The organism is Flavobacterium macrobrachii, assembly GCF_014486675.1.
Classification (GTDB): domain Bacteria; phylum Bacteroidota; class Bacteroidia; order Flavobacteriales; family Flavobacteriaceae; genus Flavobacterium; species Flavobacterium macrobrachii.
The window spans coordinates 22,031-43,585 of sequence record NZ_JACTAC010000011.1 but is presented as its reverse complement, the minus strand read 5'-3'; the positions used below and the strand labels follow the sequence as shown (position 1 = coordinate 43,585).

14 protein-coding genes are annotated in these 21,555 nt (G+C 33.6%); 11 read left to right on the top strand and 3 right to left on the bottom strand.

Annotation, left to right across the window (positions count from 1 at the left end; all coding sequences use genetic code 11):
• Positions 1 to 52: 52 nt before the first annotated feature.
• The 3 genes from IAI56_RS04405 to IAI56_RS04395 all read right to left on the bottom strand — a co-directional run bounded on the left by IAI56_RS04405 (position 53) and on the right by IAI56_RS04395 (position 5,823).
• Complete coding sequence (locus IAI56_RS04405) at positions 53 to 1,177, bottom strand: SusE domain-containing protein (protein ID WP_187656720.1); 1,125 nt, start codon at positions 1,175 to 1,177, stop codon at positions 53 to 55.
• A gap of 16 nt (positions 1,178 to 1,193) precedes the next feature.
• Positions 1,194 to 2,639, bottom strand: a complete 1,446-nt coding sequence (locus IAI56_RS04400) for a RagB/SusD family nutrient uptake outer membrane protein (protein WP_244970331.1) — start codon at positions 2,637 to 2,639, stop codon at positions 1,194 to 1,196.
• 184 nt (positions 2,640 to 2,823) lie between these two features.
• A complete protein-coding gene (locus tag IAI56_RS04395) occupies positions 2,824 to 5,823 on the bottom strand; it encodes a SusC/RagA family TonB-linked outer membrane protein (protein ID WP_187656718.1) in 3,000 nt (999 codons plus the stop codon).
• Positions 5,824 to 6,046: 223 nt separating this feature from the next.
• On the opposite strand from IAI56_RS04395, the gene IAI56_RS04390 reads away from it, so the two are divergent.
• The 11 genes from IAI56_RS04390 to IAI56_RS04340 all read left to right on the top strand — a co-directional run bounded on the left by IAI56_RS04390 (position 6,047) and on the right by IAI56_RS04340 (position 21,543).
• Positions 6,047 to 7,069, top strand: a complete 1,023-nt coding sequence (locus tag IAI56_RS04390) for a LacI family DNA-binding transcriptional regulator (protein WP_187656717.1) — start codon at positions 6,047 to 6,049, stop codon at positions 7,067 to 7,069.
• Positions 7,070 to 7,245: 176 nt separating this feature from the next.
• Positions 7,246 to 8,598 (top strand): MFS transporter, encoded by a 1,353-nt coding sequence (locus IAI56_RS04385; protein WP_187656716.1) that lies wholly within the window; start codon positions 7,246 to 7,248, stop codon positions 8,596 to 8,598.
• A complete protein-coding gene (pgmB, locus tag IAI56_RS04380; protein ID WP_187656715.1) occupies positions 8,598 to 9,251 on the top strand; it encodes a beta-phosphoglucomutase in 654 nt (217 codons plus the stop codon). Before IAI56_RS04385 ends, pgmB begins: the two co-directional genes overlap by 1 nt.
• Before the next feature lie 98 nt (positions 9,252 to 9,349).
• The gene (locus tag IAI56_RS04375) at positions 9,350 to 11,650 is read left to right on the top strand and encodes a glycoside hydrolase family 65 protein (protein WP_187656714.1); all 2,301 of its coding nucleotides are present in this window, start codon (positions 9,350 to 9,352) and stop codon (positions 11,648 to 11,650) included.
• A gap of 64 nt (positions 11,651 to 11,714) precedes the next feature.
• Positions 11,715 to 13,541, top strand: coding sequence for a glycoside hydrolase family 13 protein (locus IAI56_RS04370; RefSeq protein ID WP_187656713.1), 1,827 nt, complete (start codon positions 11,715 to 11,717; stop codon positions 13,539 to 13,541).
• Positions 13,542 to 13,633: 92 nt separating this feature from the next.
• Positions 13,634 to 14,572 carry an alpha/beta hydrolase gene (locus IAI56_RS04365; protein WP_187656712.1) on the top strand — a complete coding sequence of 313 codons (939 nt, stop codon included), beginning with the start codon at positions 13,634 to 13,636 and terminating at the stop codon, positions 14,570 to 14,572.
• Between the two features lie 70 nt (positions 14,573 to 14,642).
• Positions 14,643 to 17,063, top strand: coding sequence for a glycoside hydrolase family 31 protein (locus IAI56_RS04360; RefSeq protein ID WP_187656711.1), 2,421 nt, complete (start codon positions 14,643 to 14,645; stop codon positions 17,061 to 17,063).
• Between the two features lies 1 nt (position 17,064).
• Positions 17,065 to 18,720, top strand: coding sequence for an alpha-amylase family glycosyl hydrolase (locus IAI56_RS04355; protein ID WP_187656710.1), 1,656 nt, complete (start codon positions 17,065 to 17,067; stop codon positions 18,718 to 18,720).
• 29 nt (positions 18,721 to 18,749) lie between these two features.
• Positions 18,750 to 19,616 (top strand): cupin-like domain-containing protein, encoded by an 867-nt coding sequence (locus tag IAI56_RS04350; protein ID WP_187656709.1) that lies wholly within the window; start codon positions 18,750 to 18,752, stop codon positions 19,614 to 19,616.
• Positions 19,613 to 20,260 (top strand): glycerophosphodiester phosphodiesterase, encoded by a 648-nt coding sequence (locus IAI56_RS04345; RefSeq protein WP_187656708.1) that lies wholly within the window; start codon positions 19,613 to 19,615, stop codon positions 20,258 to 20,260. Before IAI56_RS04350 ends, IAI56_RS04345 begins: the two co-directional genes overlap by 4 nt.
• A 74-nt stretch (positions 20,261 to 20,334) precedes the next feature.
• The gene (locus tag IAI56_RS04340) at positions 20,335 to 21,543 is read left to right on the top strand and encodes a BaiN/RdsA family NAD(P)/FAD-dependent oxidoreductase (protein WP_187656707.1); all 1,209 of its coding nucleotides are present in this window, start codon (positions 20,335 to 20,337) and stop codon (positions 21,541 to 21,543) included.
• The last annotated feature ends 12 nt before the right edge of the window (positions 21,544 to 21,555 follow it).

Sequence of the window (21,555 nt, the reverse complement as noted above, 5' to 3'; positions counted from 1 at the left end):
TAAAAAAAGGGCTGAAAAATAATAATTTCAGCCCTTCAAAAATATTATTTAATTAGTCAACTGTAATCACTTTTGTGATTGTATTAACAGTGAATTTTCTAACTGCATTTGGACCAATATATTTAAAATTAGAATCTCCGTCGTTAGCATTAATTAACTCGTTATCAATTACATAACCGTCATTTACAAAAGAAGGGAAATTTCTATTTGGAGAACCCCAACTGTCACCACCATCATTTGCCAACCAAATTCTGAAATTAGCATCTCCATCAGGACTAAAACGAACAATTGCTTCATAAACGCCTGGCGCTACTAATCCTAATTCCGACTCATTATTACCTGCCCATGACCAACCTCCAGGTGTAGCTTGACCAACAAGCCAGTAAGAACTCGCAGAAGTTGAACCTTGAAAAGCAGTTATTGTCTTTTGATTTTCATCAATTTTTAAACGGTGAACACCCGGAGTACCTACGAATCTGAAGTTTGAGTCGCCATCATTAGCATTTTCAAAATTCGAACTGATTTTGTATCCAAGATCTGTATAATAAGGAAAATTTCTACCAGAAGACCATACTGTTTCCTCAGTAAAAAATCTAAAAGTATCATTTGCGAAAGTTACAGTAGCAGTAAGAACATTATCATCACATATTAAACTAAGTGGTGAATCCCAATTCCAACCAGCAGAAGGAATCCCAGCTCCAACTGCAAATTGTCCTAAACATCCATATGGTGTCACTAAATATGTTATAATATTAGAGTAAGCTGGTTCAGAATTACCAACAGTTGCTTTAATTCTAATATCAACAGAACTTTGTACAAAAGGAGTTGCTCCAGCAACTAATGCAGCGAAGTTTAACTGACCAGACTGGATGGTAACAAATTCATTAGACGTTGTGGCTAAAATCTGAGCGTTGGAGAAATCAGACCCAACTGGAGCTAATTCAACACTATATTCAATTTGTGTAGGTGTTGAAAAATCTGGTTGATCCCAAGTCAATGAAATTCCAGGATTAGTAGGATTGCTCTCACTTAGAACAATGCTTTCACCAGTTAATGGAGTAATTATTCTAAAAGATTCTGCTGGCGTTATGAATTTTAAATCCTGCTCGTCTTCGCATGAGGTAAGCAGAAATGTACTTACTGTTAGTAGTAATATTGATTTTACTATTTTTTTCATCTTGTTTAATTTTTTATTAATAACCTGTATTTTGTGTTAAATTTGGATTTGCAACTAAAGAAAGCTGCGGAATTGGATATAAATTACGGAATGTTGGTATTGCTATTCCGCCTGGGGCATTTCCTTTCCAAGCCCAATTATAAATTCCACCAGAATATTTTCCAAAACGTATTAAGTCTTGTCTTCTGTGAGCTTCCCAATGTAATTCTCTTGATCTCTCATCTAATATAAAATCTAAAGTTACTTGAGAAGTTGATACGTTTGCAAAGTTTCCGTCATTTGCTCTTTCTCTAAGTGCATTTATATACCCTAAAGATGTTGAAGAAACATTAGCTGTTGAACTACCATTTGTAGCACCATCTTTTCTCATCTGAGCTTCAGCGTACATTAAATAAACATCTGCAAGCCTGAATAAAGGAAAATCAGTGTCTACAAATGTAGAGTTTGATCCATTTATTCCACTTGAACTAACATTTGAATATTTAGATAATATGTATCCTTGATTTCTATTGTTAATGTCCAAAATATCTAAAGTCCTTTGACCACCACCAGAAATTGTTTTTCTGATATCAAAATCAAACTCAGAGCCGTTAAACTTTTCAACAAATTGCTTTCTCAAACGAATAGCTCCACCCCAACCTCCTGCACCTACTCCAAGAGAAATTCCATTTTGCTCTAATGAACCAACAGAACCGTTAATCATTACTGTAGTTGGACCAAAGTTTTGAGTAACAACCCCATCAGACTGTATAGCAAATATCATTTCGGTTGAAGTATCATTATCAGCTTTAAAGTTATCCAAGTAATTTAACTCTAATACATAACCACCATTGATGATAGACTCACATTGATTCATACAATCTTGGTATCTATTTTGACCAATATAAACTTCTGCATTTAAGTACATTTTTGCTAAAATCATACGTGCAAAAGCTTGATCTAAACGACCTGACTCGTTTGTTCTTGGTGCTTTTAGTGACGGTATTAAATTTATTAAATCGGTCTCGATGAACTCAAATAATTGTTGTCTTGTGTATTGTACACCAGCAACTGCAACAGGCTGTTCTTCTGTATTAAAGGCTGCTTTACCAAACATATCCATTAAATGATAATACGCTAAAGCTCTCATAGCTTTCATCTCATTCCTGTAATCTTCTATATCAGCGAGTAATGTTGGATCTGTTACTCCTCTTGATGATAATTTAGAAGATGTTGTTTGTCTTAAATACTCATTTGTTAGAGCGACATGGAACATAGCTCTACTGTACATACCTCTTATTATTGCATTATCCGAAGTCCAAATATTACGTTGTAAATCTCTTACACCTTCATCATTTTCATAACTCCAAATAGCTTCATCGGTGGCTAAGTTTTGCAAATACCACAAACAACGACCATATTGGCTAGTACCAGCATCTACACCACCAATATTGGATGATGAAGGTCCATCTGTACCTGTCAAAGCCAAATTACCATAAACACCTGCTAATCCTTTTTTATATGCATTCTCAGTGGCAAAAAATTCATCTGAGAGGAATACTTGAGGATTTTCTGGTGTAATGTCTAAATCACTTTCGCACGATACAAAAACGAATGCTGTGATAATGACATAAACAAAATTAAATTTACTTTTTTTCATAGTTTTTTTAGAATTTTAAATTAGCCCCAAATAAAAATTGTCTTTGTCTAGGATAAATAGTGTTATCTCTTCCTTCATTATTTATCTCAGGGTCAAGACCAGAGTATTCAGTTATTATAAATGCGTTTTGAACACCTGTAAATAATCTTAACGATGCTTTACCATCTAACCATTCTGGAAATGTGTAACCTAACGTAATGTTATCCATTCTTAAAAAAGATCCATTCTCAACATACAAGTCTGACAAAACTGTTTGTCCATTGGCAATAGCAAATTGTGTATCATTAAATGAAACAGGAATATTTGATAATTGTCCATCATTTGCAAAAGCAAAACTTGAGTATGCTCTAGTTGAATTTATTTGATTTAGAATTCTATTCCCAACACTTGCTCTCAAGAAGAAAGAAAAATCAAAGTTTTTATAATTCATGTTTGATGAAAAACCAAAAACAGCATCAGGATCTGGATTTTTGTATAGATAACGATCGCTTTGATTAACAACCCCATCTCCATTTAAATCAGCGAAAGCACCATCAATTGGTGAACCGTCTAAATTGTACAATTGCTTATATACAAAGAAGGAGTCAGGAGTAAAACCTACTCTTCTGATTTGCGATGTTCCTCCAGTTCCTGCACCAGAACTCCCAATAAATTGCTCTACTTGATCAGCAGGAAGAGACTCAATCCTTCTTTCAAAAGTGGTTGCATTAAAATTAATATTCCAATTGAAATTATCTCCTCTAACCACATCTGCATTTAAGTTAAATTCAATCCCTTTTGTAGAAAAACTTCCACCATTAGCTGGACCTTGATTTCCAAAATTACTTCCATCAGCATATGGAGTCTCAGCAAAATATAAATCATCAGTTAATTTATAAAATACATCAAAAGCTCCAGATAGCCTTCCATTAAATAAACCGTAATCTAAACCAAAATTATATGAAGTAGTTTCCTCCCATTTGATATTAGGATTATATGATTGTGGAACACCAACAGTTAATGACTCTCCACCAAAACTATATTGAGAATTTAACAATCCAGTGCTATATCTTGGTAAATAAAAATCCCCAACAGGTATGTTTTGTTGACCAGATATTCCCCAACCTAAACGTAGTTTTAAATCAGAAATAGTTTTGTTATTTTCAAAAAAGTCCTCTTTCAATTTCCAAGCAAAAGCAGCTGACGGATAATTACCCCAACGATTTTCTTCAGAAAAACGTGAAGTACCATCTCTCCTCATAGCTAAGGTTAACAAATACTTATCATTGTAATTAATATTCGTTCTCGCAAAGTAACCAATTAGTACCTCGTCAGGATTAGCAGGAAAACTTTCAACTGCTGCTGGGTTATTTCTATTACCACTTCTGTAACCATTATACTCAAACTTTTGATAAGAATAACCTGCAGTTGCTTCTACACTAGTATTACCAAATTTTTTGTTGTAAACAAAATAAGCATCTAATAATTTGTTTCTTCTCGTATCTTCATCTTCAATATTAGTCCCAATAAAACTATTATTTAGTACTTCACTAGAACCGATACCAGTAGTACCTTTATTGATTCTTCTTACTCCATTTGACTCGTCAAAACCCACATTTAAAACCGCTCGTAATTCCGGGAAAAAATGAAATTTATAATCAACTTCAAAATTTCCTAAAAAACGATTATTAACACCTCTATCATTTGTTTGAAGTAATTGAGCAACAGGATTTCTTGGTGATTGAGCTGCAAGACCAGATGGATCCGATGGATTTTCATATTCATAAAATCCGTTAAAGTTATTACTGTAAGGATTATAAACAGGTTTTGTTGGATCAAAACGTATTGCAGTTCCTTCTACGCCATCAGCAAATCTATTTCTTTCATTACTATACAAAGCAGAAACATTAAACTTCAAGTGATCATTGAAGAATCTTGGGTTTAAAGCAACAGAAACATTATTTCTGGTAAACTCATTAGTTAATCTTAACCCTTCTTGATAAGTATTATTTATTGTTAATTTAGCAGGTATACTGTTAAACAACTGTCCTCGAAGAGACAAATTATTGTCTACAAAATCTGTTCTTCTGTAAATTGCTTTTTGCCAGTTTGTATTATAGATTTGTTGAGACTCATTCTGTGGTGTAGAAGGATTATCAATTATGTTAGGATTAATAATTCCAAGTTCTGAAAATCTACTAGGTTGATTTTGCTGTATAAAATTAATATACTGTTGTGAATTCATAATATCAACAGTATTCATAACCCTACCACTTCCGTATTGGAAGTTATAATCTATTGTAAGCTTCTTTCCTCCTCTTTTTGTGGTTATGATTATAACTCCATTTGCCGCTCTTGCACCGTAAATTGCTGAGGCTGATGCATCCTTCAATACGTTAAAACTCTCAATATCATTTGGATTAATTGATGCAAGTATAGAAGTTGACCCAACATTTTGACCTTCAGTTATTGGTAAACCATCTATGACTATCAAAGGATTGTTGGATGCGCTTAACGATGAACCACCACGAATTCTAATTTGAGATCCACTACCTGGAGCTCCACCACCCGTGTTTATTGTTAAACCAGCAACACGACCAGCAAGTAAATTTTCAGTTGTAACATTTGCACCCTTGTTGAAATCTTTCGATGACAATTGTGTCACTGAACCTGTAAGATCTTTCTTTTTTACACCACCATAACCAACTTGAACTACAACTTCTTGCAGTTGATTAGCTTCTTCTACTAAAGAAATTGATACTGATTTTTGACCAGAATATTTTACTTCTTGAGCAGTGTAACCTATAAAAGAGAACTGAACTAAGTCTCCATTATTAAGCCCACCCAATTGAAACTTCCCATCAAAATCAGTTGTTGTGCTTTTGTTGGCACCTTTAACTATTACATTTACTCCCGGCAAAGGTTGATTGGATGCTGCATCCAAAACAACTCCACTTAACGTTTGCGCAAACGCAGCAAACGGCAAAATCAGGAATAAAAATAACAACTTTTTGTAAATTGTTTTCATACTTTTTGTTTAGGTTAAAATTTTTGCTTTGTGCTTATACTTTTGTCTTCGAATTGTTAAATTTATGCAAAAAAAAGGTTCAACAAAACGAACACTTGTTAATTGTGTTTCGAAAACGTTTTCGTGTTGAAAACTTTTTAGTTATGGTACATTTTTGACAATAAAATTGACGTTTGTGAAAAAAAAATATATCTTTATTGACAAATCATTAGTAAACAAAAAAATGAAGAGAAAAGTAACACTAAAACAAATTGCAAAAGAATTGGATGTTTCAATCTCTACTGTTTCAAAATCATTACGAAACAGTCTGGAAATTAGCGAAGACACAAGACAAAAAGTACAAGCTTTTGCAAAATTATACAACTACAAGCCAAACAACATTGCTTTAAGTCTAAAAAACAAGAAAACAAAAACTATTTGTATTATCATTCCCGAAATTATTCATCACTTTTTTGCTACTGTAATTAGTGGTGTTGAACATGTTGCTAATGAAAACGGATACAATGTTTTAGTATGTCTCTCGGACGAATCTTTTGATAAAGAAGTTATCAACATGGAAATGCTCGCTAGCGGAAGTATTGATGGTTTTATTATGTCTTTATCCAAAGAAACTCAGCAAAAAAAAGATTTTCATCATATTACCGAAGTCATAAATCAAGGAATGCCAGTAGTCATGTTTGACCGAGTTACGAATGAAATTTTATGTGACAAAATCATTATTGACGACGTTCATGCCGCTTATAACGCAACACAATTTTTAATCGATAAAGGCCTGAAAAAAATAGCCCTAATCACTACTGTAGACTACGTTAGCGTTGGAAAGCTAAGGACCGAAGGCTATAAAAAAGCTCTAAAAAGCAATGATATTGACATTAACGAAAATCTTATTCTAAAAATCGAAGACACCGAAGATTTTGACCATTATATAGAAGAACTTCTACAAAACAATGATATTGAAGCTATTTTTGCGGTAAACGAACTTTTTGCTGTTACTGCATTAAAAATTGCCAACAAGCTAGGAAAAAATATTCCCGAAGACATTTCAATAATAGGTTTCACTGATGGAATTATCTCCAAATATTCCACTCCAAGCATTACAACAGTTAGTCAAAATGGAATAAAAATGGGTGGAAAAGCAGCCAAAATGTTAATTGACCGATTAGAATCGGAAGACGAAGAAGAAGAACAATACAAAACAGAAGTTATCGAAACTGAATTAGTAGAAAGAGAATCAACAAAAAATTGATTTATCAACAAAAAACGTTTTCGTAAATATCCATTTCTTAATTTTTTTAATTAGCCTAGCCAAATTTAAAATCTTTAGTATATTTACAACTTATTATCAAGCTTATACTTTACTTCGAAACTAAAAAAGCTTGATAAGCAATAGCTTATCGTATTATAAATCATTAAATTACGATAATGGAAAAGCGTAAATTAGGTTTCTGGGAAATTTGGAACATGAGTTTCGGTTTCTTAGGAATACAAATGGGTTTTGCCCTACAAAATGCTAACGCTAGTAGAATTCTCCAGATTTTTGGTGCCGATGTTCATGAATTATCATGGTTTTGGATAATTGCTCCGCTAATGGGATTAATTGTTCAACCCATAATTGGACATTACAGTGACAATACTTGGGGAAGATTTGGCAGAAGAAAACCTTATTTCCTAGCTGGAGCTTTATTAGCTTCTATTGGATTAATTCTAATGCCTCAAGCCGAAATTTTCATTGCTTTTATGCCTGCCTTATGGGTTGGCGCGGGAATGTTAATGATAATGGACGCATCTTTCAATGTTGCAATGGAACCATTTAGAGCATTAGTTGGAGATAATCTTCGTGCCGACCAACATACAATTGGTTTTAGCGTTCAAACCGCTTTGATTGGTATTGGTGCTGTGGTTGGTTCTTGGTTACCTTATGTTTTAAACAAATGGTTCGGAATTAGTAACTTAGCAACTGAAACTTCAGCAATTCCACAAAATCTAATTTATTCCTTTATAATTGGTGCATTGATTCTTGTTGGTTCGATATTGATTACCATTTTCACAACAAAAGAATATTCGCCAGAAGAACTTGCCAAATTCAATGATGAAAAGCAACACAAAGAAGCTGTAGGCGAAAAGGAAAAAGAAGCAAAATTATCCGATATTTTTACAGACTTTGCCAAAATGCCCGAAACCATGCGCCAACTGAGTTGGGTGCAATTCTTTTCTTGGTTTGGACTTTTTGGAATGTGGGTTTTTTCAACTCCAGCAATTGCACAACACATTTACGGCCTAAGTATTAACGATACTAAAAGTGCCGAATTTCAATCAGCTGGAGATTGGGTTGGAATTATCTTTGGAGTTTACAATCTTGTTTCAGCTATCGTCGCTTTTGCATTGCCATACATCGCAAAACAAATTGGGCGACGAAAAACACATGCTCTTTCTTTAGTTTTAGGTGGAATTGGTTTAATTTCTATGTATTTCATGCCAAACAAAGAAGCATTAATTTTCTCCATGATTTTAGTAGGATTTGCTTGGGCGAGTATTTTAGCAATGCCTTATGCCATTTTAGCTGGTTCAATCCATCCAAAGAAAATGGGAGTTTACATGGGAATTTTTAATTTCTTCATCGTAATTCCTCAAATAGTAAATGCCTTAATTGGCGGACCATTAGTAAAATATGTTTATAGTGATCACGCCATTTATGCTATAGTGATGAGTGGAATTAGTTTCCTTATCGCAGCATTTTTAGTAATTAAAGTTAAAGATAACGTAGACACAAAATAATGTCAAAAAAAGCATTCATATTCGACCTCGACGGCGTAATTGTTGACACCGCTAAATATCATTTTTTAGCATGGCAAAAATTAGCACAGGAACTTGGTATCGAATTTACCCCAGAACACAACGAAGAATTAAAAGGAGTTAGCCGCGTTCGATCGCTTGATATCATCCTAGAACTTGGAGGAATTCAAGCTTCTCAAGAAGATAAAAACAAATGGCTTATCCAAAAAAACGAAGATTATCTATCCTATTTGGTAGATATTGATGAAAATGAAATTTTACCAGGAGTTTTACCTGTTTTACACTATTTAAAAGACAAAAATCAATTAATTGCTTTAGGTTCAGCTAGCAAAAATGCGAGACCAATTCTCGAAAAAACAGGAATTATCAACCTTTTTGACGCCATAGTTGACGGAAACGATGTTACTAATGCAAAACCCGATCCAGAAGTTTTCTTGCAAGCCGCAAAAAAACTTAATGTTACCAACGAAAATTCAATCGTTTTTGAAGATTCAGTAGCAGGAATCCAAGCCGCAAATATTGCCAACATGACAAGTATCGGAATTGGTGAAGCAACAACATTACACGAAGCAAAATACATATTTGAAGATTTCACGTTTATTGATGTATCATTCATAGAGTCTTTAATATATTAAAACAACAGAAAAATAAAAATTAGTGATTTAGGAAAACAATTATTTGAAGCAAAAGTCTTTAAATCTTTACATCCAAAAATCTTTAAATCAAAATAAAAATGAACCAAGATTATATCAAACCAGATAACTGGTCGATTATTGAAGAAGGATTTGATGCCGAAAGAGTAAAATCTTCTGAAAGTTTATTCAGTATTGGTAATGGCGCAATGGGACAACGCGCAAATTTTGAAGAATATTATTCCGAAAAAACATTCCAAGGAAGTTATATTGCCGGAATTTATTATCCTGATAAAACAAAAGTGGGTTGGTGGAAAAACGGTTATCCAGAATATTTTGCCAAAGTCTTGAATGCTCCAAACTGGATTGGTATCAAAATAGAAATTAATGGCGAAAATTTAGATTTAGCCAAATGTCAATCGGTTTCAAATTTCAAGCGTGAGTTGAACATGAAAGAAGGAATTTACTATCGTTCTTTCAATGCCAAAATGCAAAACGGATTAGAGATTGCAGTTAAAGTAACGCGTTTTCTATCTTTAGATTTAGATGAATTAGGTGTTATCAATTATGAAATAACACCAAATGCTGATGCCAAAATTGTTTTCAAACCTTATGTCGATGCTGGCGTTCACAACGAAGATGCCAACTGGGAAGAAAAATTTTGGGAACCATTGAACGTTCAGCACAACAACAACGAGGCTTTTGTTACGGCAAGAACTTTCAAAACTCATTTTACTGCTACAACGTTTATGCAAAATGCTATTTTACTTAACGGTGAAAACACAAATGCATTGCCTGTAAATATTGAAAAAAACAACGAGAAAGTCGAATTCACATACGAAGTTGCTGTTGCAAATGGACAAACAGCATCCATCCAAAAACTAGGTGGTTATACGGTTTCAATGAACCATGAAAACACGCAAAAAGCAGCACAAAATGTAATTGCCGAAGGTTTGAAAATAGGTTTTACTAATTTAGTAGAAAGCCAAAAACAAGCTTGGGCAAAAATCTGGGAAATGAGCGATATTACTATTGATGGCGATGTAAAAGCACAACAAGGTATTCGTTTCAATATTTTCCAACTAAACCAAACATATCTTGGAAAAGACAGCCGATTAAACATTGGTCCAAAAGGATTTACAGGCGAAAAATATGGCGGTTCGACCTATTGGGATACCGAAGCCTATTGTATTCCTTTTTACATGGCTACAAAAGACCAGCAAGTTGCTCGAAATCTTTTGGCTTATCGTTATAACCAATTGGACAAAGCTATTGAAAATGCAGGAAAATTAGGCTTTACAAATGGTGCAGCTTTATATCCAATGGTTACCATGAATGGAGAAGAATGTCACAACGAATGGGAAATCACTTTTGAAGAAATTCATAGAAATGGCGCCATCGCTTTTGCTATTTTCAACTATCATCGATTTACTGGCGATTACAGTTATATTCCAGAAAAAGGATTGGAAGTTCTTATTGGAATTGCCCGTTTTTGGCACCAAAGAGCAACGTATTCAACTTACAGAAACCAATATGTAATTCTAGGCGTAACTGGTCCAAATGAATATGAAAACAACGTTAACAATAATTTCTACACCAATTATTTAGCCAAATGGTGTATCGATTATACAATTGAACAAATCAACAAAGTTCAAAACGAATATTCAGCCGATTATTCTCGAATAATGAGCAAAGTTAATCTTGACGATGCCGAAATTGCTCATTGGAAAAAAGTAGCAGACAAAATGTATTTTCCTTATTCGGAAGAACATGATGTTTACCTTCAACAAGATGGTTTTTTAGATAAAGAATTAGTAAAAGTTCACGATTTAGACAAAACCCAACGACCAATAAATCAAAAATGGTCTTGGGATAGAATTCTTCGTTCGCCATATATCAAACAAGCCGATACCTTGCAGGGTTTCTATTTCTTTGAAGATCATTTTAGCAAAGAACAATTAGAAAAACATTTCGATTTCTACGAACCGTTTACTGTTCATGAAAGTTCGCTTTCACCTTGTGTTCACTCAATTCAAGCTGCTGTTTTAGGAAGAATGGAACAAGCGTATACATTCTATTTACGAACTTCTCGATTGGATTTAGATGATTACAATAAAGAAGTAGAAGAAGGTTTGCATATTACTTCTATGGCTGGTACTTGGATGAGTATTGTAGAAGGTTTTGGTGGAATGCGTGTAAAAAATAACTCATTACATTTTGAACCAAGAATTCCAAAAGAATGGAATGGTTATTCATTTAAAATCAATTTCAGAAACCAAATATTAAAAGTAGCCGTTCATCAAAACGAAACCAATTTCACTTTGGAAGGCGAAACTGCAATTCCAGTTTTTGTAAACGGAAAAGAAATTTTAGTTGAACCGAATAGTTTGGTAACGGTTTAAATTAACCTAACACTAACCCTGTCAGCGTTTTAAACTCTGACAGGGTTTTTTAATTGTTTATAAAATGAAAAAAGCACTTCTATTACTTCTGTTTACAATAACAACTTTCGCACAAGTTGACAAAGTTGAACCGCCATTTTGGTGGAGTGACATGAACCGTTCCGACGTGCAAATAATGTTCTATGGAAAAAACATTGCTCAAAATGAAGTTTCTGTTTCTAATGGCATCATCATCAAAGGAATTCAAAAAACCGAAAACCCAAACTATGTTTTCGTTACTATTGACACCAAAAATCTAAGTGCTCAAAACATCGTTTTCACTTTCAAAAACGGCAAAAAATCATTTACTAAAAACTACGAACTCAAACAACGCAAAGAAAACTCACGCTTCCGCGAAAGTTACAACAGTTCTGACGTAATGTATCTTTTAATGCCAGATAGATTTGCTAACGGAAACCCAAACAACGACAGTCATCCATCAGTAACCGAAAAATACAATCGCGATTTACCTGGCGGAAGACATGGTGGTGACATCGTAGGAATTATCAAAAACATCAATTATATCCACGAACTTGGCGCAACAGCCATTTGGTCAACACCACTTTGTGAAGATAATGACGAACGATATTCTTATCACACCTATGGACAATCCGATGTGTATAAAATCGATCCAAGATATGGAACTAACGAAGATTATCTTCGAATGAGCCAAGAATTACACAAAAAAGGCATGAAAAACATTATGGATTATGTAACCAATCATTGGGGTTGGAAACATTGGATGATAAACGATTTGCCAACGCGCGATTGGATTCACCAATTTCCAGAATTTACCAATTCCAACTACAGAATGACAACCCAATTTGATGCAAATGCTTCAAAAAGAGATGCAGCACATTGTATGGATGGTTGGTTTGTAAAATCAATGCCCGATTTAAATCAATCTAATCCATTGGTTTTAAACTATCTTACTCAAAACGCTATTTGGTGGATTGAATATGCCGATTTAGATGGTTTTCGAGTAGATACTTATTCCTATAATGACAAAGAAGGAATTGCCAAATGGACAAAAGCAATCACAGACGAATATCCACATTTTAACATTGTTGGCGAAGTTTGGATGAACGACCAAGCTCAAATGGCTTATTGGCAAAAAGACAGTAAAATTGGCGCTATTCAAAACTTTAATTCCTATTTGCCTTCGGTAATGGATTTCACGTTGCACGAAGCGATTAGTTCCACTTTCAATGAAGACCAAGCTACTTGGGATAAAGGAATCATCAAAGTATATCAAAATTTTACCAACGATTTCTTATATCCAAACATTGACAATATTTTAACCTTTATTGAAAATCACGATACGCAACGTTTCAACCATTTATATCCCGATTTCAAAAAATACCAATTGGCTATGACTTTGTTAGCAACGATTCGAGGAATTCCTCAGATTTATTATGGTTCCGAAATTGGTATGGCAGGAAACAAAGACAAAGGCGATGCTGATATTCGACAAGATTTTCCTGGCGGATGGAATGGCGACAAAAACAACGCTTTCACAGCTTCAGGAAGAACCGATGTTCAGAAACAATACTTCGATTTTACGTCAAAACTATTAAATTGGAGAAAAAATAAATCGGTTATTCATTCAGGAAAAACTACTCATTATATACCAGAAAACAACGTTTATGTCTATTTCCGTTATAATGAAAAAGAAACGGTAATGATTATCATCAACAATAATCCCGAAAAACAAACCATCAAAACCAATCGTTTCCTAGAAAATATCAAAAACTATACTTCAGGAAAAGACGTTTTAGGAAATGCTTCTTTTGATTTAAAAAATGAAATTTCCATCGAAGGAAAATCGGCATTAATTTTAGAATTAAGATAAAAAAACAAACCATTAAGTAATTAAGAAAAGTTAAGTTGCATTATGATTTGACTTAATTTTTCTTAATTACTTAATGGTTCAAAAAATGAAAAATGAAAAAAATTGTTTTACTATTTTTAATCACAACCTTTTCATTTGCGCAAAGCAAAATAGAAAGCCATCAAATAGTTGACAAAGAAAAATTTGCTGGAATTATCCATCGAATAGATAGCTTTCCCACAAAATTTATTGTGCCAAGAACAGTCGATATTTGGTTGCCATCCAATTATGCTGAGGATAAAAAATACAGCGTTTTGTACATGCAAGATGGACAAATGCTTTTTGATTCATCGTCAACATGGAACAAGCAAGAATGGATGGTTGATGAAGTTGTTTCCAAATTAAATGCTGAAAATAAAATTGAAGACATGATTGTGGTTGCCATTTGGAATATTAAAAATCTTCGTCATGGCGATTTATTCCCAAAAAAACCGTTGCTACAACTTTCAAAAGATAAAATAGAATTTATTTATGTTGAAGCTCAAAAATTAAATTATAATTTAAAAATTGAAGATATTAATTCAGACAATTATCTAAAGTTTATCGTCAAAGAATTAAAACCATACATTGACAAAAAGTATTCGGTTTATACCGATGCAAAACATACCGCAATAATGGGTTCAAGTATGGGCGGATTGATTTCGATGTATGCCATTTGCGAATACCCAAAGGTTTTTGGAAAAGCAGCATGTTTATCAACCCATTGGGTAGGATTTCGTGATTTTGAAAACAACCCAATTCCAGAAAGTTTTTTTGCTTACATGGAGAAAAATTTACCCAATCCAAAAGACCACAAAATCTATTTCGATTACGGAACAGAAACACTAGACGCAAGTTATTTAAAATACGAATATCGGATAGACGAAGTGCTACAATCCAAAGGATACACAACAGAAAATTATAAAAATCTTAAATTTGAAGGAGAAAACCATTCGGAAGCTTCTTGGCAAAAACGAATTAACATTCCTATCGAATTTATGTTTGGAAAATAAATTAAACCTTTTAGATATTAAGTCAAATCTTAATGTAACTTAAACCCTTAATGGTTCAAAAAATAAAAATATGAAAAAAATTGTTTTAATTGTTTTAATTTTTTTAATTACAACTTTATCATTTGCCCAAAACGCAAATAGAAAATTCATTGAAATTGAAAAGCTTTCTAGTGGATTTTCGGTTAGAGTTTCAGATGGATATTATCTAGTAAACTTTTTAAATGATAAAATCATTGAAACATCATTTATACCAAATGGAGAAAAAAACAATTACACTTCGGAAGCCGTTGTCTTAAAAACTAAGTTAAAAGATATTTCTTTTAAAGAAAATATTAACACAATTGAATGTTATTCGAAATCAAGTAATTTAAAAATAGTTATTCAAAAATCACCATTCAAAATTTCCTATTTCAATAATAATGAAGAAATCCTTTCAGAAAAATCAGGATACGCAAAACGTAAACACATTCCATTGGAAAACGTAAAAGGAAACATTGTTTACGACTCTACCGAAGTGTTACAATTTAACATCACGTCAGATGAAATCCTTTTTGGCGGTGGTGCAAGAGCTTTAGGAATGAACAGACGCGGTAACCGTTTAGCACTTTATAACCGAGCACAATATGGCTACGAAACAAAAGCTGAACTGATGAATTTTTGCATTCCACTGGTTTTATCATCAAAATTATATGCCGTTCATTTTGATAATGCTACTATTGGTTATTTAGACTTAGATAGTAAAAAAAATAATGTCCTAGAATATGAAACCATTTCAGGAAGAAAAACCTATCAAGTAATCGTTGGCGAAACTTGGACAGATTTAATTTCAAATTATACAAAATTAACTGGAAATCAACCATTACCTCCAATATGGTCGTTTGGAAATTTTGCTTCCCGTTTTGGTTACCGTTCGCAAGAGCAAGTAGAAAAAACTATAAAGAAATTTCAAGATGAAAAAATCCCTGTTGATGCCATAATTCTAGATTTGTATTGGTTTGGAAAAACTGTTCAAGGCACAATGGGAAATCTCGATTGGGATAAAGATACTTTTCCTAATCCTGATAAAATGATTAGCGATTTGAATGAAAAAGGAATAAAAACCGTTTTAATTACAGAACCATTCATTCTTACTACCTCATCTAAATGGCAGGAAACGGTAGACAAAAAGGTACTAGCAACACTTAAAGATGGAAAACCAGCAACATGGGATTTCTATTTCGGGAATACTGGAATTGTTGATGTATTCAAGCCGGAAGGTTCAGCATGGTTTTGGAAGGTGTATAAACGACTAATTAATCAAGGCGTTGCCGGTGTTTGGGGCGATTTAGGCGAACCCGAAGTGTTTCCTAGCTTTGCCAATACCGCAAGAGGAACCGCTGATGAAGTACACAATATCTATGGACACAATTGGGCAAAACTCATTGCCGACGGTTATAAAAAAGATTTTCCAAAACAAAGACCGTTTATTTTAATGCGAGCAGGATATTCTGGAAGTCAACGTTTTGGAATGATACCTTGGAGTGGCGATGTTTCTCGAAGTTGGGGTGGTTTACAATCGCAAATGGAAATAGCTTTACAAATGGGAATGCAAGGTATGGCTTACATGCACTCTGATTTAGGCGGATTTGCTGGTGATTATTATGACAATGAATTATATTTGCGTTGGCTGCAATATGGTGTTTTTAATCCAATTTTCCGTCCGCACGCTCAAGATGATGTCGCTTCAGAAGTAGTATACAAAGATATCGCGACAAAAGAAGTTGCAAAAAAAGCTGTAGCATTGCGCTATCAATTACTGCCTTATAATTATACTTTAGCCTATGAAAACTCGGTTTCAGGAATACCATTGATGCGTCCGATATTTTTTCAAGAACCAAAAAACGAAAAAGCATTAAACGAAAAAGAAAGTTACCTTTGGGGAAATAACTTTTTAATAAAACCGATAACAAAAGCAGGCGTAACTTCAACAGAAGTATATTTCCCAAAATCGTCCAATTGGTTTGATTTTTATACTGGTAAAAAATATGATGCTGGAACTACTCAAATTGTAACTGTAAATTCAGAAAATATTCCTACTTACGTTCGTGGTGGTAGTTTTATTCCAATGAAAACATCGCTTCAAAATATGTCAGATTATTCTTTAAACTACTTTGATTTGCACTATTACTATGATGAAAGTAGTGTGGCAACTATCGATAAATTATTTCATGATGATGGAAAAACAACAAATAGCATAGAAAATAATGCCTATGAAATCATGACATTTACATCAATTTCAACATCTAAAAACACAATTTTGACTTTGAAAACAGAAATTGGAAAAAACTATAATGCAATCGATAAAATTGTTACTCTAAAAATTCACAATTGTAACCCAAAATCGATTTATATTGACGGAAAAATTACTTCTTTTACGAAAGAAAACAATAGTATAATGGTTCCCATCTCGTGGTTAAAAAATACAACCCCTGAAATTAAATTAGAATTTTAAAATGAAAAAAATAATCCTTTCTATTTCTGCTTCGCTCCTATTCATTAGCTGTAATTCAACCAAAGAAGTAACTTATAAACAGCAATCTAAAACACCTTTTGTTTGGGAAAGTGCCAATGTCTATTTTCTATTAATTGACCGTTTTAAAAATGGCAATCCAGCGAATGACAAAATTATTAACCGAACAAAACCTACAGGAAAACTTCGTGGGTTTGAAGGCGGTGATATTCGCGGAGTTATTCAAAAATTAGACGAAGGTTATTTTACCGATTTGGGTATCAACGCGATTTGGATGACACCTGTTGTAGAGCAAATTCATGGCAGCGTTGATGAAGGAACTGGAAACACCTATGGTTTTCATGGCTATTGGACTAAAGATTGGACAGCTATTGATCCAAGTTATGGTACGCGCGCTGATTTAAAAGAATTAGTAGATAAAGCTCATTCCAAAGGAATTAGAATTATACTCGATGCAGTAATCAATCATACTGGTCCAGTTACTGAATTGGATCCCGTTTTTCCTAGCGATTGGGTTAGAACTTCGCCAAAATGTACTTATAACTCGTATGATACTTTTATAAATTGTACGTTAGTTGAAAATCTTCCCGACGTTTTAACTGAAAGCAACAAAGAAGTTTCTTTGCCACCAATGCTCGTTGAAAAATGGAAAAAAGAAGGACGCTATGAACAAGAAGTAGCCGAACTAAATGCTTTTTTTAAAAAAACAGGTTATCCTCGTGCACCTCGATATTATATCATGAAATGGTTGGCAGATTACATTGCCGATTTTGGAATCGATGGCTACAGAGCTGATACCGTGAAACACACTTACGAAGATGTTTGGAAAGATTTTGAAACCGTTTGTCAATCAACTTTTGAGGAATACAAAAAAAATAATCCAGCAAAAGTATTAGACGATAACAAGTTCTTTACCGTTGGTGAAGTATATGGCTATAATATCAGCGGGAAAAAGTTCTATGATTTTGGAGACAAAAAGGTAGACTATTTTATAAATGGATTTTCTAGTTTAATCAATTTTGATTTTAGAAACGAAGCCAAAATGAATTATGAAGACTTATTTTCAAAATACAATTCGATACTTCAAAACGATTTAAAAGACTACAGCGTAATGAATTACATATCATCGCATGATGATGGATATCCCTTTGACAAGCAAAGAGAAAAGATTTTTGAAGCAGGAACAAAACTCTTATTAACTCCCGGAATTTCTCAAGTTTATTATGGTGATGAAACATCTAGACCGTTAGATATTCCTGGTACACAAGGTGATGCTACACTACGTTCTTTTATGAACTGGGAAGAATTTGAATTTAATAAAACGACCTATAAAATTCATGAGCATTATAAAAAGTTAGGACAATTTAGAGCCAATCACCCAGCAATAGGCGCAGGAATTCATAAACAAATTTCTAGCTATCCTTATGTTTTTAGTCGTACCTTCGTAAAAAATAATTACAAAGACGAAGTAGTAGTAGGTTTAGATTTACCATCTGGTAAAAAAGAAATAAACGTAGGTACTACTTTTGCAAATGGGACCAAAGTCAAAGATGCTTATTCTGGAAAAACAGCAATAGTTGAAAATGAAAAAATAAGTATCGATACGAATTACAACATCGTATTACTTGAAAAAATGTAAGATTTAATACAAAAACACCTTTATAAATTATGCCTTTTGAATACATTGAAATTGAAAGAGTTGAAAAACTTACTAAAGAGGAATTTATAAAAAATTACTACAAACCTCAAAAACCTGTGGTGGTGACTAATCAAATTGAAGATTGGCCAGCTTTTACAAAATGGAATTTTGACTTTTTAAGAGAAGTTGCAGGCGATAAAACTGTCCCGTTGTATGACAGTCGAAAAACCGATTACACTAAAAAAGTCAACGAGCCCGATTTTACAATGACAATGTCTGAGTATATCGATATTTTAGAAAAAGGACCAACAGATTTACGCATCTTTCTTTATAACCTTATGAAAGATGTGCCATCAATGAAAGAAGATATGAAATGGCCCGATTTAGGTCCGAGATTACTAAAAAGTTTACCATTGGTGTTTTTCGGAGGTGAAGGTGCAAAAGTTTTTATACATTATGATATTGATTTTCCAAACCTTTTTCACTTTCATTTTCAAGGAGAAAAACAATGTATCATCATTGACCCCAAAGAAACCAAATACATGTATCGTCTTCCCTACTCTTGGCTCTGCCACGAAGATATAGACTTTGAAAACCCTGATTTTGATAAATTCCCCGCGTTAAAACATGTTAAACCTTATATTACCAACTTAAAGCACGGCGAAATGTTATACATGCCTGAAGGTTGGTGGCACTACATGAAATATTTAACACCCGGTTTCTCTCTAAGCTTACGTTCATTGGCAAGCAAACCTAGTAATTTGTTTAAAGGATTTGCAAATGTGGCCATTATTCGACACTATGATAATTGGATGCGAAAAAGAAAAGGGCAAGCTTGGCTTGACTATAAAGATGAGGAAGCCATTCGTCGCACCAATGCTTTATTGACTAAATGATACTAATAGGACATCGTGGAGCAAAAGGACACATGGCTGAAAACACTTTGGCTTCTTTCGAAAAAGCTTTACAACTCAATGTCGACATGATTGAACTGGATGTTTTTCTAAGTAGAGACAATATTCCAGTTGTCATTCACGATAAGACAATAGATAGAACAACTTCTGGCTTTGGTTTGGTTTCTAGTTTTTCTGCACGTGAACTTCGAGAATTTGGCATTCCCACGCTACAAGATGTTTTTCAATTGGTCAATAATCAATGTGATATTAATATTGAGGTTAAAGAAATTAAAGCGGTAAAAAGCATTTTAGATTTAATAGATTCGAATATTTTTTCAAAAGACAAAATCTTGATTTCGAGTTTTGATTGGAATGCTTTGCAAGAAGTTCGGTTTCATGATGATGAAATTCGGATTGGTGTTTTAACCGAAACTGATTTAGAGCTCGCCATAGCCTTCGCCAAATTCATGCAAGCTTACTCCATTCATCCCTATTATCATTTATTAACCCCTGAAAATTGTCAAAAAATGAAAAACAATCGTTTAAAAATTTTCACATGGACTGTTAATGAGCCCGAAGACATTATCTTTGTGAAATCGTTATACGTTGACGGGATAATTACTGATTTTCCAGATAGAGTATAAATTAACCGTAAAGTTCGCCAAGATTTACACAAGCAACGCCAAGTTTTAAATTAATAAATAAATTTTGTGATTTAATGAACTCAAACTTTGATATAATAATCGTTGGTGGCGGAGCTGCAGGTTTTTTTACGGCAATTAATATCGTAGAAAATAATCCGCATTCAAAGGTTGCTATTCTCGAAAGAGGAAAAAGCGTTTTAGAAAAAGTTAGGATTTCTGGTGGCGGTCGATGTAATGTGACGCATGCTTGTTTTGTTCCCAATGATTTGGTGAAATTTTATCCTCGTGGAGAAAAAGAATTGCGTGGGCCATTTCATCAATTTTGTTCGGGCGATACTATTGAATGGTTTGAGAAACATGGTGTGGAATTGAAAATAGAAGATGATGGTCGCATGTTTCCCACAACTGATAATTCACAAACCATTATAGATTGCTTTTTGACTGCTGTTAAAAAATTGAAAATTGAAGTTTTAACGGGACAAAGTGTGCAATCACTTTTTAAAGGAAATGACTATTGGAAAGTCGAAACCAATAATGAAACCTACTCGTGTCAAAAACTAATTATGACTACAGGTAGTAATCCTAAGATATGGGAAATGCTACAAAATATGGAACATACGATTGTTGCGCCTGTTCCTTCATTGTTTACTTTTAATATCAAAGATAGCCGAATTGCAACTTTAATGGGTGTTTCGACTTTCGCCAAAGTAAAAGTAAAAGAGACAAAGCTAGAAGCTGTTGGACCATTATTAATTACCCATTGGGGAATGAGTGGGCCAGCAATTTTGAGACTTTCGGCTTGGGGTGCAATTATTTTGGCTGAAAAAAAGTATCAGTTTATCATACAAGTCAACTGGTTGGGTGATGCCACGTTTGAAGAAACTTTGGAGCAATTAAAAGAATTAAAACTCGAACAAGCTAAAAAAGTTGTTTCTAAAATATCTCCATTTGAGTTACCAAATCGATTGTGGGAAAGTTTGGTCTTAGCTTCCCAAATTGATAGCGAAGTGAAATGGGCAGATTTATCCAAAACACAACTCACAAATTTAGCCAGCCAACTAACCAACGGCGAATTTCAAGTTAACGGGAAAAGCACTTTTAAAGAAGAGTTTGTTACTGCTGGTGGCATTGATTTAAAAGAAATAAACTTCAAAACAATGGAAAGCAAATTGCACGATAATCTATATTTTGCTGGCGAAATCATGAATATTGATGCCATTACAGGTGGTTTTAACTTTCAAAATGCTTGGACAAGTGGATTTATAATTGCCAGCGGAATTTAATTTTTTTTAACA

Coding starts and splice junctions, on each gene's coding strand:
- IAI56_RS04405 (WP_187656720.1), bottom strand. CDS start 1,177: ATGAAAAAAATAGTAAAATCAATATTACTACTAACAGTAAGTACATTT.
- IAI56_RS04395 (WP_187656718.1), bottom strand. CDS start 5,823: ATGAAAACAATTTACAAAAAGTTGTTATTTTTATTCCTGATTTTGCCG.
- IAI56_RS04390 (WP_187656717.1), top strand. CDS start 6,047: ATGAAGAGAAAAGTAACACTAAAACAAATTGCAAAAGAATTGGATGTT.
- IAI56_RS04385 (WP_187656716.1), top strand. CDS start 7,246: ATGGAAAAGCGTAAATTAGGTTTCTGGGAAATTTGGAACATGAGTTTC.
- pgmB (WP_187656715.1), top strand. CDS start 8,598: ATGTCAAAAAAAGCATTCATATTCGACCTCGACGGCGTAATTGTTGAC.
- IAI56_RS04375 (WP_187656714.1), top strand. CDS start 9,350: ATGAACCAAGATTATATCAAACCAGATAACTGGTCGATTATTGAAGAA.
- IAI56_RS04370 (WP_187656713.1), top strand. CDS start 11,715: ATGAAAAAAGCACTTCTATTACTTCTGTTTACAATAACAACTTTCGCA.
- IAI56_RS04365 (WP_187656712.1), top strand. CDS start 13,634: ATGAAAAAAATTGTTTTACTATTTTTAATCACAACCTTTTCATTTGCG.
- IAI56_RS04360 (WP_187656711.1), top strand. CDS start 14,643: ATGAAAAAAATTGTTTTAATTGTTTTAATTTTTTTAATTACAACTTTA.
- IAI56_RS04355 (WP_187656710.1), top strand. CDS start 17,065: ATGAAAAAAATAATCCTTTCTATTTCTGCTTCGCTCCTATTCATTAGC.
- IAI56_RS04350 (WP_187656709.1), top strand. CDS start 18,750: ATGCCTTTTGAATACATTGAAATTGAAAGAGTTGAAAAACTTACTAAA.
- IAI56_RS04345 (WP_187656708.1), top strand. CDS start 19,613: ATGATACTAATAGGACATCGTGGAGCAAAAGGACACATGGCTGAAAAC.
- IAI56_RS04340 (WP_187656707.1), top strand. CDS start 20,335: ATGAACTCAAACTTTGATATAATAATCGTTGGTGGCGGAGCTGCAGGT.